Origin of the sequence: Streptomyces marokkonensis (assembly GCF_008312835.1) — a bacterium.
GTDB classification, from domain to species: Bacteria; Actinomycetota; Actinomycetes; order Streptomycetales; family Streptomycetaceae; genus Streptomyces; species Streptomyces marokkonensis_A.
Genome location: NZ_VSKS01000003.1, coordinates 552467 through 565444 on the forward strand (window position 1 = coordinate 552467; position 12978 = coordinate 565444).

At 73.6% G+C, this 12978-nt stretch carries 8 protein-coding genes and 1 tRNA gene; 6 read left to right on the forward strand and 3 right to left on the reverse strand.

The window, feature by feature from the left end:
- Positions 1-276: 276 nt before the first annotated feature.
- The 3 genes from F1615_RS08290 to F1615_RS08300 all read left to right on the forward strand — a co-directional run bounded on the left by F1615_RS08290 (position 277) and on the right by F1615_RS08300 (position 3371).
- The gene (locus F1615_RS08290; RefSeq protein WP_149548201.1) at positions 277-1482 is read left to right on the forward strand and encodes a DNA polymerase III subunit delta'; all 1206 of its coding nucleotides are present in this window, start codon (positions 277-279) and stop codon (positions 1480-1482) included.
- A 106-nt stretch (positions 1483-1588) separates the two neighbouring features.
- On the forward strand, positions 1589-3175 hold the full coding sequence (locus F1615_RS08295) for an alpha/beta hydrolase (RefSeq protein ID WP_149548202.1): 1587 nt from the start codon (positions 1589-1591) through the stop codon (positions 3173-3175).
- 119 nt (positions 3176-3294) lie between these two features.
- Positions 3295-3371: transfer RNA gene (locus tag F1615_RS08300), tRNA-Thr, on the forward strand.
- Between the two features lie 288 nt (positions 3372-3659).
- On the opposite strand, the gene F1615_RS37065 is transcribed toward F1615_RS08300, so the two are convergent.
- Positions 3660-4403, reverse strand: a complete 744-nt coding sequence (locus F1615_RS37065) for a hypothetical protein (RefSeq protein ID WP_425385627.1) — start codon at positions 4401-4403, stop codon at positions 3660-3662.
- 208 nt (positions 4404-4611) lie between these two features.
- On the opposite strand from F1615_RS37065, the gene F1615_RS08315 reads away from it, so the two are divergent.
- Together F1615_RS08315 and F1615_RS08320 are read left to right on the forward strand one after the other, a co-directional pair.
- Positions 4612-5508, forward strand: coding sequence for a glycosyltransferase family 2 protein (locus F1615_RS08315; RefSeq protein WP_149548203.1), 897 nt, complete (start codon positions 4612-4614; stop codon positions 5506-5508).
- A gap of 216 nt (positions 5509-5724) precedes the next feature.
- Positions 5725-8904 (forward strand): AfsR/SARP family transcriptional regulator, encoded by a 3180-nt coding sequence (locus F1615_RS08320; RefSeq protein ID WP_149548204.1) that lies wholly within the window; start codon positions 5725-5727, stop codon positions 8902-8904.
- Here F1615_RS08320 and F1615_RS08325 read toward each other — a convergent pair whose 3' ends face one another.
- Entirely contained in the window at positions 8905-10596 is a 1692-nt protein-coding gene (locus tag F1615_RS08325; RefSeq protein ID WP_149548205.1) for a bifunctional 3'-5' exonuclease/DNA polymerase, read from the reverse strand. It abuts the gene before it with no gap.
- Between the two features lie 84 nt (positions 10597-10680).
- A complete protein-coding gene (locus F1615_RS08330) occupies positions 10681-11433 on the reverse strand; it encodes a Clp protease N-terminal domain-containing protein (protein ID WP_149548206.1) in 753 nt (250 codons plus the stop codon).
- Positions 11434-11521: 88 nt separating this feature from the next.
- Here F1615_RS08330 and F1615_RS08335 point away from each other — a divergent pair, with 88 nt between their 5' ends.
- The gene (locus tag F1615_RS08335; RefSeq protein ID WP_149548207.1) at positions 11522-12646 is read left to right on the forward strand and encodes a DUF2786 domain-containing protein; all 1125 of its coding nucleotides are present in this window, start codon (positions 11522-11524) and stop codon (positions 12644-12646) included.
- Positions 12647-12978: the final 332 nt, after the last annotated feature.

Sequence of the window (12978 nt, forward strand, 5' to 3'; positions counted from 1 at the left end):
GGGACCGTGGTGGTCCGGGGCGGTGGCGGACCTCGGCGCGGGGGACCGTGGTGGTCCGGGGCGGTGGCGGACCTCGGCGCGGGGGACCGCGGTGGTCCGAGAGCGTGGCGGACCTCGGCGCGGGGGACCGCGGCGGTCCGAGAGCGTGGCGGACCTCGGCGCGGCGGGCCGCTGCGGACCGCGGAACCGGTCGGGTGCGGCCGTTGTCAGTGCCCACCCGCACAATGGGACCCGTAGGCCAGACGTGACGGACGCGACGGAAGGGAGCGCCGGCCCATGACCGTGTGGGACGACCTCGTCGGGCAGGAACGGGTGAGCGATCAGCTCGCCGCCGCCGCCCGGGACGCCGACGCGCTCGTCACCGCCGCGGCGGCCGGCACGCCTCCGCCCGAGGCGTCGAAGATGACGCACGCCTGGCTGTTCACCGGCCCGCCCGGCGCCGGGCGCAACCAGGCGGCGCGTGCCTTCGCCGCCGCCCTCCAGTGCGTCAGCCCCGACCGCGCCCTCGGCGGAGCCCCCGGCTGCGGCTTCTGCGACGGCTGCCACACCGCGCTGGTCGGCACCCACGCCGACGTCAGCTCGATCGCCGCCGTCGGCTCCCAGATCCTCGTCGAGGTCATGCGCGACACCGTCCGCAAGTCGTTCACCGCCCCGGCGAACGGCCGCTGGCAGGTGATCCTCGTCGAGGACGCCGAGCGGCTGAACGAGAAGTCCGCCAACGCCGTCCTCAAGGCCGTCGAGGAGCCCGCCCCCCGCACCGTCTGGCTGCTGTGCGCGCCCTCCATCGAGGACGTCCTGCCGACGATCCGCTCCCGCTGCCGCCACCTCAACCTGAGCACGCCCTCGGTGGACGCCGTCGCCGACATGCTCGTACGACGGGAGGGCATCGAACCGGACGTCGCCGCCGCCGTCGCCCGCGCCACCCAGGGCCACGTCGACCGGGCCCGCCGCCTGGCCACCGACCCCGCCGCCCGCGCACGCCGGGCCTCCGTGCTGAAACTGCCCCTGCGGGTCGAGGACGTCGGCGGCGCGCTCAAGGCCGCCCAGGAACTCGTCGACGCCGCCGCCGAGGACGCCAAGCAGCTCGCCGAGGAGACGGACGGCAAGGAGACCGAGGAGCTGAAGGCGGCGCTCGGCGCGACCCAGGGCGGACGCCTGCCGCGCGGCACGGCGGGCGTGGTCAAGGATCTGGAGGACATGCAGAAGCGCCGCAGGACCCGTACCCAGCGGGACAGCCTCGACGTCGCGCTGACCGACCTGACCAGCTTCTACCGCGACGTGCTCGCCCTCCAGCTCGGCTCCCGCGTCGCCATCGCCAACGCGGACGCCGAGGACGCGCTGGAGCGCCTGGCCCGCGGCAGCTCGCCGGAGTCCACCCTCCGTCGCATCGAGGCGATCGCGGCGTGCGGCGAGGCCCTGGACCGCAATGTGGCCCCGTTGCTCGCCGTGGAGGCGATGACGATGGCCCTCAGAGCGGGTTGACGACAAGCCGGGCGCGCACCCCTCCGGCCGCTTGACGGGGTAACTCGTACGGGGCACGGCGTGCGCGCAGAGCACTCTTCTCGTTGCACACAGTTACGCTCGCGGTATGTACACAAGGCGCACCCCTCGCAGGACCCGTACCGGAGCCACCCTGCTCGCCGCCGTCACGCTGCTCGTTTCGGGCTGCTCCTCCGGGAGCACGACGGGTACGGCGAGTTCGGCGGCGGAGGAGGCGGCGGCAGCCCTCGCTCCTCTGCCCCGCTCCACACCCGCGGCGCTCACGCGGTACTACGAGCAGAAACCGGCCTGGCGCGACTGCGGTGCCGCCGGCTTCCAGTGCGCCACGCTGAAGGCCCCGCTCGACTACGCCGAGCCGTCCGCCGGCGACGTCCGTCTCGCCGTCACCCGCAAGAAGGCCACGGGGCCGGGCAAGCGCCTGGGCTCCCTGCTGGTCAACCCGGGCGGCCCGGGGGGTTCGGCGGTCGGCTACGTCCAGGCGTACGCCGGCATCGGCTACCCGGCGGACGTGCGCGCCCGCTACGACATGGTGGCCGTCGACCCGCGCGGCGTCGCCGGCAGCGAACCCGTCGAGTGCCTGGACGGGCCCGGGATGGACGCGTACACGCGGACGGACGTCACGCCGGACGACGGGAAGGAGGCCGGCACGCTCGTCTCGGCGTACAAGACGTTCGCCGAGGGCTGCGGGGCGGACGCGCCGAAGCTGCTGCGCCATGTGTCCACCGTCGAGGCGGCCCGGGACATGGACATCGTGCGGGCGGCGCTGGGCGACGAGAAGCTGAACTACGTCGGCGCCTCGTACGGCACCTTCCTCGGGGCGACCTATGCCGGGCTGTTCCCCGACCGCGCGGGCCGACTCGTCCTGGACGGCGCGATGGACCCCTCGCTGCCCGCGCGACGGCTCAACCTGGAACAGACGGAGGGCTTCGACACGGCGTTCACCGCCTTCGCCAAGGACTGCGTCCGGCGAAGCGACTGTCCCCTCGGCGGCGCGGGCACCACGCCGGAACGGGCCGGCAAGAACCTCAAGGCGTTCTTCGAGAAGGCCGACGCCCGCCCCGTCCCGACCGGTGACACGGACGGCCGCGGGCTCACCGAGTCGCTGGCGACGATCGGCGTGATCGCCGCCATGTACGACGAGGGGGCGTGGCAGCAGCTGCGCGAGGCCCTGACGGCGGCCATGCGGGAGAATGACGGGTCGGCGCTCCTCGTCCTCGCGGACAGCTACTACGAACGTGACGCCGACGGCGAGTACACCAATCTGATGTTCGCCAACGCGGCCGTGAACTGCCTGGACCTCCCGGCCGCCTTCGCGTCCCCGGACGAGGTCCGACGGGCCCTCCCCGACTTCGAGAAGGCGTCCCCGGTCTTCGGCGAGGGTCTCGCCTGGGCCTCGCTGAACTGCGCGTACTGGCCGGTGGAGGCCACGGGGAAGGCCCAGCGCATCGAGGCGAAGGGCGCGGCCCCGATCGTCGTCGTCGGCACCACCCGGGACCCGGCGACCCCGTACCGCTGGGCCGAGGCCCTGGCCGGCCAGCTCTCCTCGGCCCGCCTCCTGACCTACGACGGCGACGGCCACACCGCCTACGGCCGCGGCAGTGCCTGCATCGACTCCGCGATCAACGCCTACCTGCTCGCCGGCACCCCGCCCAAGGACGGAAAGCGCTGCTCATAGCCGGTACGACCACCCCCGGAGGCGGCCACCCCGGCCCGCCTCCGGGGCCGGTACGAAGCACCCCCGGAAACTGTGTAGACTTACCGACGTCGCTGATCGCACCATGGTGCACACGGCACGCCGCCTTAGCTCAGATGGCCAGAGCAACGCACTCGTAATGCGTAGGTCTCGGGTTCGAATCCCGAAGGCGGCTCCATCAAACCCTCAGGTCAAGCTCTGACCTGAGGGTTTCTTCGTGCTGCGCTGAGCGGTCCCGCGCAGGGCGTACTGCGACGCGTTCCCCGAGCCCGACCCGCCGACGTCTGTCGGTCCTTCATGCCTACGAGCTCGACTCTCCTGGTAGACGGCCGGGAACCGGTGGGGTTCTGCCGTGGCGGCGATCAGCCGGTCGGGGAGCGGGGCGCGGTGTAAGGATCTTGCCCGTGCCGTACCGAACAGCGTGTCGGAGGACCTGAAGCCCTCACGTCCGGCTCCACCGAGATGATCACATACGCTCTGGCCTCTGCTTCGCCGTCCTCGTGATCCAGGACTGGCAGCCCCACCGGGCCAGTCCGCCCACTGCGAGGGACACGAGGATCGCCCCCCAGTCGATGACGTGGGGCAGCCCGGGGAAGAAGGCGAAAAAGGCGAGGGAGACGACGAGGCCCACGATGAACGCGGCAATTCCGGCCTGACGCCGCCGTCTCGCTCCGACGAAAGCACAGTCGACCCCGGCGTTCTGGTATGTGATCCTTCTGCCACTTCCTCTGATGGCGTGCGTGAACATACAGCCCGTTGGAACCTTCATCGTCACGCCACCCACGCTGTACTCGAAGGTGCGCACGGGAGTTGACCCGATCGCACCGGCATGAGCACCGGTCGGTGTAGCGAGAACGAGGCTTCCCTCTGGGTTCTGCTGTGAGCACCTGGCCCAACCAACCTCGTTGTACTGGGGTGAGTTACAAGATTCCCGTCGATTCACTGTCAGGTGTGGTCGGGCAACGGCTGGCTGACCAGAGGAAGCGTTTCGCGTGAGAAAGAGGTTCACCGCACGGGCGCCGGTGACCGTCGTGATCTCGGTGAGCTCCGGATCGGCGGGGTCAACCGCATCGACGGTGCGCTGCATCTGCGGCGTTCCCAGGCAGAGATCCTGCTGGAACGCGACGGCGACCGGTACGAGCCGCATGCCTATGAGCAGTTGACGGTGGCCTACCGCCACGTCGGCGACGACGAGGCCCGGCTCGTCCAACCGCCAAGCAGCGCCGGCGCACCACGCTCACCTGGCACGGAAGGCTGTGGGGCTACCCCTACGGTCAGCCGTCCGTGATCCCTGCCTCACGGCCGTCCCCGGGCGGCCGGTGTGGTGACCGTCCACGAGGGCGCGTACTTAAGGTGTCCTTACCGTGAACGGCTAGCATCGCCCGTCAGCGGACAGCCGGTCGAGTTGAGGTGAGGACATGGAGACGACGCCCAGGATCGCCGTCGCCGTCGTGACCATGGGGAACCGGCCGGCCGAGGTGGACGCGCTGCTGGAGTCCGTGGCGAAGCAGGACGTGCCGCCCGCGCGGATCGTGATCGTGGGGAACGGGTGTCCGCTGCCCGAGTTCGCCCGCAGGCTGTCCCTGCCCGGTGAGGTCACCACCGTCGAGCTGGAGGAGAACCTCGGCTGCCCCGGCGGGCGGAACGCTGGGATCGAGCGGTTGCGGGAGTTCGGGGACGTGGACGTCGTCGTCGAGCTGGACGACGACGGTCTGCTGGTCGACGCCGATGTGCTGCGCCGCGTGCAGGAGCTGTACGCCGCCGACGAACGGCTCGGGATCGTCGGATTCCGGATCGCCGACGAACTGGGGGAGACCCAGCGGCGGCACGTGCCCCGGCTCGGGAAGTCGGATCCGATGAAGGGCGGGTACGTCACCGGCTTCCTCGGAGGCGGGCACGCGCTGCGGATGACGATGCTCGACGAGATCGGCGACTGGCCCGGGGAGTTCTTCTTCGCGCACGAGGAGACCGACCTCGCCTGGCGCGCCGTCGACGCAGGATGGCGGATCCTCTACGCGCCCGAACTGCTCCTCCGGCATCCGAAGACCTCGCCCGCCCGGCACGCCATCTACTTCCGGGTGACCGCCCGCAACCGGGTGTGGCTGGTCCGGCGGCGGCTGCCGTTCGTGCTCGTGCCCGTCCATCTCGGGGTGTGGGTGCTGCTCACCCTCCTGCGGAACCGGTCGGCCCGCGGACTGCGCGCCTGGTTCGGCGGGTTCGTGGAGGGGCTGCGGGAGCCGGCCGGGGAGCGGCGGGCCATGCGCTGGCGGACGGTGTGGCGGCTCACCCGGCTCGGACGGCCGCCGGTCGTCTGACCCACCAGGCAACAGAACCGGGCGACAGAGCGGGACAACTCGGGCCACGTGGATAAGGGCGAGGGCCCGGTCGCGCACCTCTGCCGACCGGGAGCCCTCGTGTCCGGACCGGGCCGCGGCGGCGACACTCCCCCGAGCTGCGCGTTCTACGCGCGCGCCCCCGGGCCGGATCCGATGTAGTGATCACATCAGAACTTGCCAACGGATCGCTAACATATGGCCAATGGTTCTCCGTTCGGTCACCGGTCACCCGGAAGGCAGTGGTGCGGCGTGACACGGCGCGGGCTGCGGTTCGGGCTCCTGGGGGCGCCGGTTCTGTACGGCGGCGGGGACGGACGTGACCTCCCCGGTTCCGTCCGGGACATCGGCAGCCCCAAACTCCGCGCGCTCCTGGCGGTGTTGCTGCTCGAGGCCGGGCGGGTCGTCTCCGTCGAGGTTCTGAAGGACGCGATGTGGGGCGGTGTGCCGCCCGCCTCCGCGCAACCCTCGCTGCACAATCACGTCGCCCGGCTGCGGCGGTTGCTCGACGACCCCGGGCGGCTGGTCACCGTGCCCACCGGGTATGTGCTGCGGGTCGCCGAGGGCGAGGTGGACGTGCAGGTCTTCGACGCGCACACCGCCGCCGCCCGCGCCGCGCACGCGGCGCGGGACTGGGAGCGCGTGGTGCGCGAGTGCGCGGCCGCGCTCGGGCTGTGGCGGGGGAGTCCGCTGACCGGGCTGCCCCCGGAGGTGGGCGGGTACGCCCTGGTGCGGCGGCTGTGCGAGGCGCGGCTGCTGCTCCTGGAGTGGCGGTACGACGCCGAGCTCGCCCTCGGCGGCGGGCGCCTGGACGATCTCGTGCCCGAGCTGGCGGCGCTGGCCGCCGAACATCCCCTGCGGGAGGCGTACCACCGCCAGTTGATGCTCGCCCTGCACCGCACCGGCCGCCGGGCGGAGGCGCTGGTGGTCCACCGCGATCTGAGGGCCCGGCTGGTGGAGGAACTCGGCATCGAACCGGGGCCGGGGGTGCGCGCGGCACACGTGGAGGTGTTGCGGGGGAGGGACGAACCCGGCCGGGATGGCGGTCGTGGGGAGGTGCAGGGCTCCGGGCGTGGTCAGGGCCACGGTCGGGGGGAGGTGCAGGGGTCCGGGCGTGGTCAGGATCACGGTCGGGGTTTGGGGCAGGGGCATGACCCCGATCTCCCCGCAGCCGCCCCCAACGGCGTCGCCGCCCCGCGCCCCGCGCAACTCCCCCCGGCACCAGCCCACTTCACCGGCCGCGGCGACGTACGGGACGAGCTGGTCCGTGTGCTCACCCGCGCTCCGCGCACGGACGTGCCCGCCGTCGCCGTGATCAGCGGGACGGCCGGGGTGGGCAAGAGCGCGCTCGCGCTCAAGGTCGCGCACAGCCTGAAGAGACGTTTCAGCGACGGTCAGCTCTACGTCAACCTGCACGGCGCGACCCCCGGCATGGCCCCGCTCACCCCCGCCCAGGCCCTCACCGCGCTCCTCCGCGACCTCGGTACCGAACCCTGTGGCATCCCGGAACACCCGGACGCGGCAGCCGCGTTGCTGCGCTCCCTGCTCGCGCCCACCCGCACGCTCCTGGTGCTGGACGACGCCGCGAACGCCGCACAGGTACGGCCGCTGCTGCCGGCCGGTGCCGGCTGCGCGGTGATCGTCACCAGCCGTTCGCCGCTCACCGCGCTCGACGGCGCCGCCCGTGTCCCGCTCGCCCCGCTGTCCGACGAGGACAGCGCCGCCCTGCTGCGGGCGGTCTCCGGCCGGGACGGGCTGGACGCCGGTCACCCGCTCGTGGCGCTCACCGGGCGGCTTCCGCTGGCCCTGCGCGTCGTCGCGGCCCGGCTCGCCGCGCGCCGGGCCCTCACCCCGGACGCACTGGCCGGTCAGCTGTCCGAGAGCGACAGCCGGTTGCCCCATCTGCAGTACGACGACCTGAGCGTGCGCCGTTCCCTGGCCGCCGCGCACGACGCGCTCACGGTCTCCGAGCGCGAGACCGACCGCGACGCGGCCCTCGCGCTGTGCCGCATCGGCGCGCTCGACCTGCCCGGCTACGGCGCACCCCTGCTGGCCCGGCTCATCGGCACCGATGTGCGCCGGGCCGAGGCCGCGCTGGACCGGCTCGTCGACGTGGCCCTCGTGGAGGAGACCGCCTACGGCCGTTACGTCCCCCACGACCTGGTCCGCGACTTCGCCCGCGAACGCGCCGGTGCCGACGCGGCCGGCCGCGAGGAAGCCGCCGGGACCGCCCTGCGCTGGTACGCCGCCGTCGCCGAACGGGTCCTCGCCGCGATCGCCGAACCCGGCCCGGACCGGGAGGACCGCCGTCGCCCGACACCGTCCCAGCCGCCCGGGCACACGGCCCACGTCGCCACCGTGCCCTCCTTCACCGACGCCGGGGCGGCCTTCGCCTGGGGCGACCGGGAGTTGGAGAACATCGTCGCCCTGGTCGAGAGGTACGCCGGCGACGCCCCCGGCGCGGACGGTGCCCCGGACCGCCGGGACGTCCACATCTCCGTGCTCCTGCGCCTGCTGTACCCCTATCTCCTGCGCCGCGGCCGCGTTCCCGAACTGGAGGTGCTCGGGCGGGCGGCCCTCCGGGTGGCGCGGCGGCTCGGGGACGAGGTCGCGGAGGGGTACGCGCTGGGCGACCTGGCGGGGCTGCACTTCCTGACCGGCCGCACCAACGACGCCCTCGCCCTGACCGACCGCGCGCTGGAGATCTGGCGTCGGCTCGGATCCGTCTCCTGGATCCGCCGGTCCCTCAACAACCGGGGCCTGCTGCTCGAAGGGCTCGGCCGGTACACCGAGTCGGGGCAGGCGCTGCGGCAGAGCCTCGCCCACTCACGGCAGCTGAACGACCCCTACGGCGAGGCCGTCACCCGCAGCCATCTCGGCAACCTGTACGAGCACACCGATCCGCGCGCCGCGATCGAACAGCACCGGCGCTCGCTCGCCATCGGGGACGAGATCGGAGCGGTCATCGTGCGGCACTCCGCCCACTGCAACATCGGTTACGCCCACCTCCGCCTGCGCGAACCGGCCGCCGCCCTGCCGCACTTCGAGGAGAGCCTGCGCATCCTCGGCGGGCACGGCGACTGGCACGGCGAGTCCCAGACCCGGCTCGGTCTGGTCCGGGCCCTGCGGCTGCTGGGGCGCTCCGGCCGGGCCGTCCGCGAGTGCGCCGAACTGCTCAGCCGGGCGGACGCCCGCGCCGACCGCTACACCGGCGGTCTGGCCCGCCACCAGTACGGTCTGCTGCTGCGCGAGCGGGGACGGGTGAACGAGGCGTACGAGCAGTGGCGGTCCGCGCTCGTCTCGCTGGACGGTACGGACGAACAGGCGGTGGTGGAGGAACTGCGGGAACTGCTGGCCGGGGCCCGGCCGGCGGACTGATCACTTGGCGTCGGCATAGCACTCCACCACCGCCGTCGTGAACGGGAACCGCACCGGTGTCTCGCCGAACGTCAGCCGGCCGGCCAGGTCCGCGGCCTGCCGGATCGCCTCCGCCACGGTCGCCGCCTCCTCCTCGGGACAGTGCACGATCACCTCGTCGTGCTGGAAGAAGACCAGTTCGGCCGCCATGCCGCTCAGGGTCTGCCGCAGCGCGGCGAGCAGCAGCAGGGCCCAGTCGGCGGCACTGCCCTGGACCACGAAGTTGCGGGCGAAGCGGCCACGGGCGCGGGCGTCGGTCGAGGCGTAGCCCGGGACCCAGGGGCGGGCGTCGGTGGCCTGCTCCTCCTCCGCGAGCGGGATGCCCGCCTCCTGGGCCGCGTCGTCCGCCGCACGGGCGGCCGGCGGACAGGTGCGGCCCAGCCAGGTGCGTACGAGCCGGCCCTCCTCGCCCGCGCGGGCGGCCTCGTCGACGTAGGCCACCGCCCTGGGGAAGCGGCGTCTGAGCGCGGCGAGGTTCTTCAGGCCGTCGCCGGACGTCTGGCCGTAGACCGCGCCGAGGACGGCGAGCTTGGCCTGTGAGCGGTCGCCGGAGAAGGCGCGGTCGGACACCGACTGGTACAGGTCGGTCTCCCGGCCCGCCACCTCCATCAGCCCGGGGTCGCGGGAGATCGCCGCCAGCACCCGCGGCTCCATCTGGTCCGCGTCGGCGACGACGAGCCGCCAGCCCGGGTCGGCCACGGCCGCGCGGCGGATCACCTTGGGGATCTGCAGGGCGCCCCCGCCGTTGGTCACCCAGCGGCCGGTCACCGTCCCGCCCGCGAGGAACTCCGGCCGGAAGCGGCCGTCGCGCACCCAGTCCTGGAGCCAGGACCAGCCGTGCGCGACCCAGATCCGGTACAGCTTCTTGTATGCGAGCAGGGGTTCGACGGCCGGGTGGTCGACGGACTCGATCTCCCAGCGGCGGGTCGAGGAGACCTTGATGCCGGCCTGCGCGAACGCCTTGACCACATCGGTCGGCAGATCGGGCCGGACCCGGCGTCCGAAGGCCGCGGACACCTCGTCGGCGAGCTCGGCGAGCCGGCGGGGCTCACCACCGCCCGCGTACCGCTCGCCGAGCAGGTCCTGGAGCACGGCGCGGTGCACGTCCGCCCGCCACGGCAGTCCCGCGCGGTTCATCTCGGCGGCCACCAGCATCCCCGCCGACTCGGCCGCGGTCAGCAGCCGCATCCGGTCCGGGTGCGCGGTGGCGTCGGTCCGCCGCTGCTGCTCCGCGTACACGGCGAGCAGGTCGGGCAGCGGCAGGCCGGTGCCCCTCGGTTCGAAGAGGGCTGACTGGGCGCCCGGTTCGGCCTGGCGCTGCGGCGGATCGGGCGGTACGGGGCCGCCGCGCAGCCGGGCCAGCGCGGCCGCGGCCGAACGGGGTTCCCCGTACCGCCCTTCGTGACCGAGGAGGAGCGTCTCGGCTGCCTCGACGTCGTATCCCCGCTCCACTCGCACCCCCGTGGCGAGCAGGCGCGGGTAGACCTCGGCGGTGGACCGCCACACCCACCGCGTGACACCGGGACGGCTCCGCACGGCCTCGGCGGGATCCGCCTCCCGCCGCACCGGACCGGCGGGCAGCCCGTCCGGACCGAGGGGGGCGACATCGACGCCGCCCTCCTCGGCCGGAGCGAGTGCCCACCGGTCGGCCATGCCGAGAGTGTGGCAGGGGGGTCTAACGCCCCCGGACCGGGCTCCTGACCTGCCCGGCCCTCCCCCGGACCGGAGCCCGGCGGGTCAGTCCTCCTGCGCGGACTCGTCCTCGGTCCGCGTCGTCTCGACGTACTGGGCCAGCATCTCGGTGATGTACCGCTCGGTGGCCGCCTTGCCGATGCCGAGGCCGCTGAGGAGGCCCTCGCCGTTCTCGTGCTCGAGGAGCGCGAGCAGGATGTGCTCGGTGCCGATGTAGTTGTGGCCCAGGCGGAGGGCCTCGCGGAAGGTCAGCTCCAGGACCTTCTTGGCCGCCGGGCCGTACGGCACCAGCTCGGGGGCGTCCTCGGCGGCCGGCGGGAGTGCCGCGCGGGCGGCCTCGCGCACCGCCTCCACGGTGACGCCCTGCTCGGTGACCGCCTTGACCGCCAGTCCCTGCGGCTCGGCGAGCAGGCCGAGGACCAGGTGCTCGGGCAGGCCCTCGGCGTTCCGCGCGGCCCGCGCCTCGTTGTGCGCGGCCATGACCGTGTTGCGGGCGCGGGGCGTGTAGCGGTTGAAGCCCTGGCTCGGGTCGAGGTCGTTGCCCTCCTTGGGCACGAAGCGCTTCTGGGCCGCCTGCCGGGTCACCCCCATGCTCCTGCCGATGTCCGTCCAGGAGGCGCCCGAGCGCCGGGCCTGGTCCACGAAGTGGCCGATCAGGTGGTCGGCCACGTCACCGAGGTGCTCACCCGCGAGCACCGCGTCCTGGAGTTGTTCGAGGGGCTCCTCGTGGACCTTCTTGATGGCCGCGATGAGGTCGTCGAGACGTACGGATGACTTGATGGCGGGGTTCGTCGTCATGTGTCAACCGTAAGTTGACAGTCGTGGGGTGTCAACCCGAAGTTGACACTTGCGGGTGACGTTCCGGAGGCATGGCACGATCGGGCTCGTGAGTACGTCCAGCACCGTCGACCGCGCCTTCCGCGCCGCCCTCTACGACACCGGCGACACCGCCCTCGACACCGGCGCGTCTCTGCTCGCCGCCGATCCGGCGGCCGACGCCGAACTGTCCCGGCGGGGCGAGGAACTCGTGGCGACCGCCTGGCGGCGCGGCTGGCAGCCCGCCGACGTCGTACGCGTCGTCCGGCGTGAACTGGACGACGCCCACGTACGGCTGGTCACCGCGCTGATCCGTGCGCAGGCACCGCGCGACGACACCCCCCGGGGGCCGCGCTGGAGGGCCCAGCTGGCCCGGCTCGGGGAAGAGGGCGCGGACCCCGCCCCGCGCGGTGACCGCTTCTCGCACGCCACGGCCGTGCTGGAGCTGTACCGCCTGCTGCTGCGCCTGCCCGCGCTGGAACCCCTCGACGGGACTCCGGCCCCCGATTCGTCGGACCGGCGGCCGGAGTCCCGCATGCTCGGCCGCATCCGCGCGCTGCTGGCCAAGGCGGAGGCCACGGGATTCCCGGAGGAGGCGGAGGCGCTCAGCGCCAAGGCGCAGGAACTGATGGCGCGGCACAGCGTCGACGAGGCGCTGCTCGCCGCGCGGGCGCCCTCGGCCGAGGCCCCGGGCGCCTGCCGGATCGGGGTGGAGCCGCCGTACGAGCAGGCCAAGGCGGTGCTGCTCGACGCGGTCGCCGGCGCCAACCACTGCCGGGCCGTGTGGAACGAACCGCTCGGCTTCTCCACCGTGGTGGGCTTCGCCCCCGACCTGGAGGCGGTCGAACTCCTCTACACCTCACTGCTGGTGCAGGCCACCACCGCGATGACCAGGGCGGAGGCCGCGCAGCGCGCGGGCGGGCGGAAGCGGACCAAGACCTTCCGGCAGTCCTTCCTCGCCGCCTACGCCCACCGGGTGGGAACGCGCCTCGCGGCCGTCGCCGAGACCCAGGTGAGCGACGACCTGCTGCCGGTGCTCGCCTCCCGCGCGGTGGCGGTCACCGACCGGACGGACCGGCTGTTCCCGGAGACGATCACCACCCGGCTGCGCGGGGTGAGCGACGCGGCGGGCTGGGAGGAGGGCGCCCGCGCGGCGGACGACGCACGGGTCAGGACGCGCCCACACCTCCCCTGACGCGGACCCGCCCCGCCGGAGGGGCCAAGAACCGCGCCCGGCAGTCGGCCGGGGCGCCCCAGGGGTCGTGCCCGGGTGTGGGCAGGGGTTGCGGGAGTCCCGGCCCGGCTTCCGGCGGGGCTGCAGGAGGTCAGCCCGGCCGTCGGCCTGGGGCCCAGGGATCGTGCCCGGGTGTGGGCAGGGGGTGCGTCAGCCCCGGCTCGGCTTCCGGTGGGGCTGCAGGTGGTCGGCCCGGCCGTCGGCTGGGGCCTCAGGGGTCGTGCCCGGGTGTGGGCAGGGGTTGCGGGAGTCCCGGCTCGGCTTCCGGTGGGGCTGCAGGTGGTCGGCCCGGC

Excerpts from the sequence above, each read along its gene's own strand:
- F1615_RS08320 (WP_149548204.1), top strand. The coding sequence starts at position 5,725 with ATGGCCAATGGTTCTCCGTTCGGTCACCGGTCACCCGGAAGGCAGTGG.
- F1615_RS08315 (WP_149548203.1), top strand. The coding sequence starts at position 4,612 with ATGGAGACGACGCCCAGGATCGCCGTCGCCGTCGTGACCATGGGGAAC.
- F1615_RS08330 (WP_149548206.1), bottom strand. The coding sequence starts at position 11,433 with ATGACGACGAACCCCGCCATCAAGTCATCCGTACGTCTCGACGACCTC.
- F1615_RS08295 (WP_149548202.1), top strand. The coding sequence starts at position 1,589 with ATGTACACAAGGCGCACCCCTCGCAGGACCCGTACCGGAGCCACCCTG.
- F1615_RS08290 (WP_149548201.1), top strand. The coding sequence starts at position 277 with ATGACCGTGTGGGACGACCTCGTCGGGCAGGAACGGGTGAGCGATCAG.
- F1615_RS08325 (WP_149548205.1), bottom strand. The coding sequence starts at position 10,596 with ATGGCCGACCGGTGGGCACTCGCTCCGGCCGAGGAGGGCGGCGTCGAT.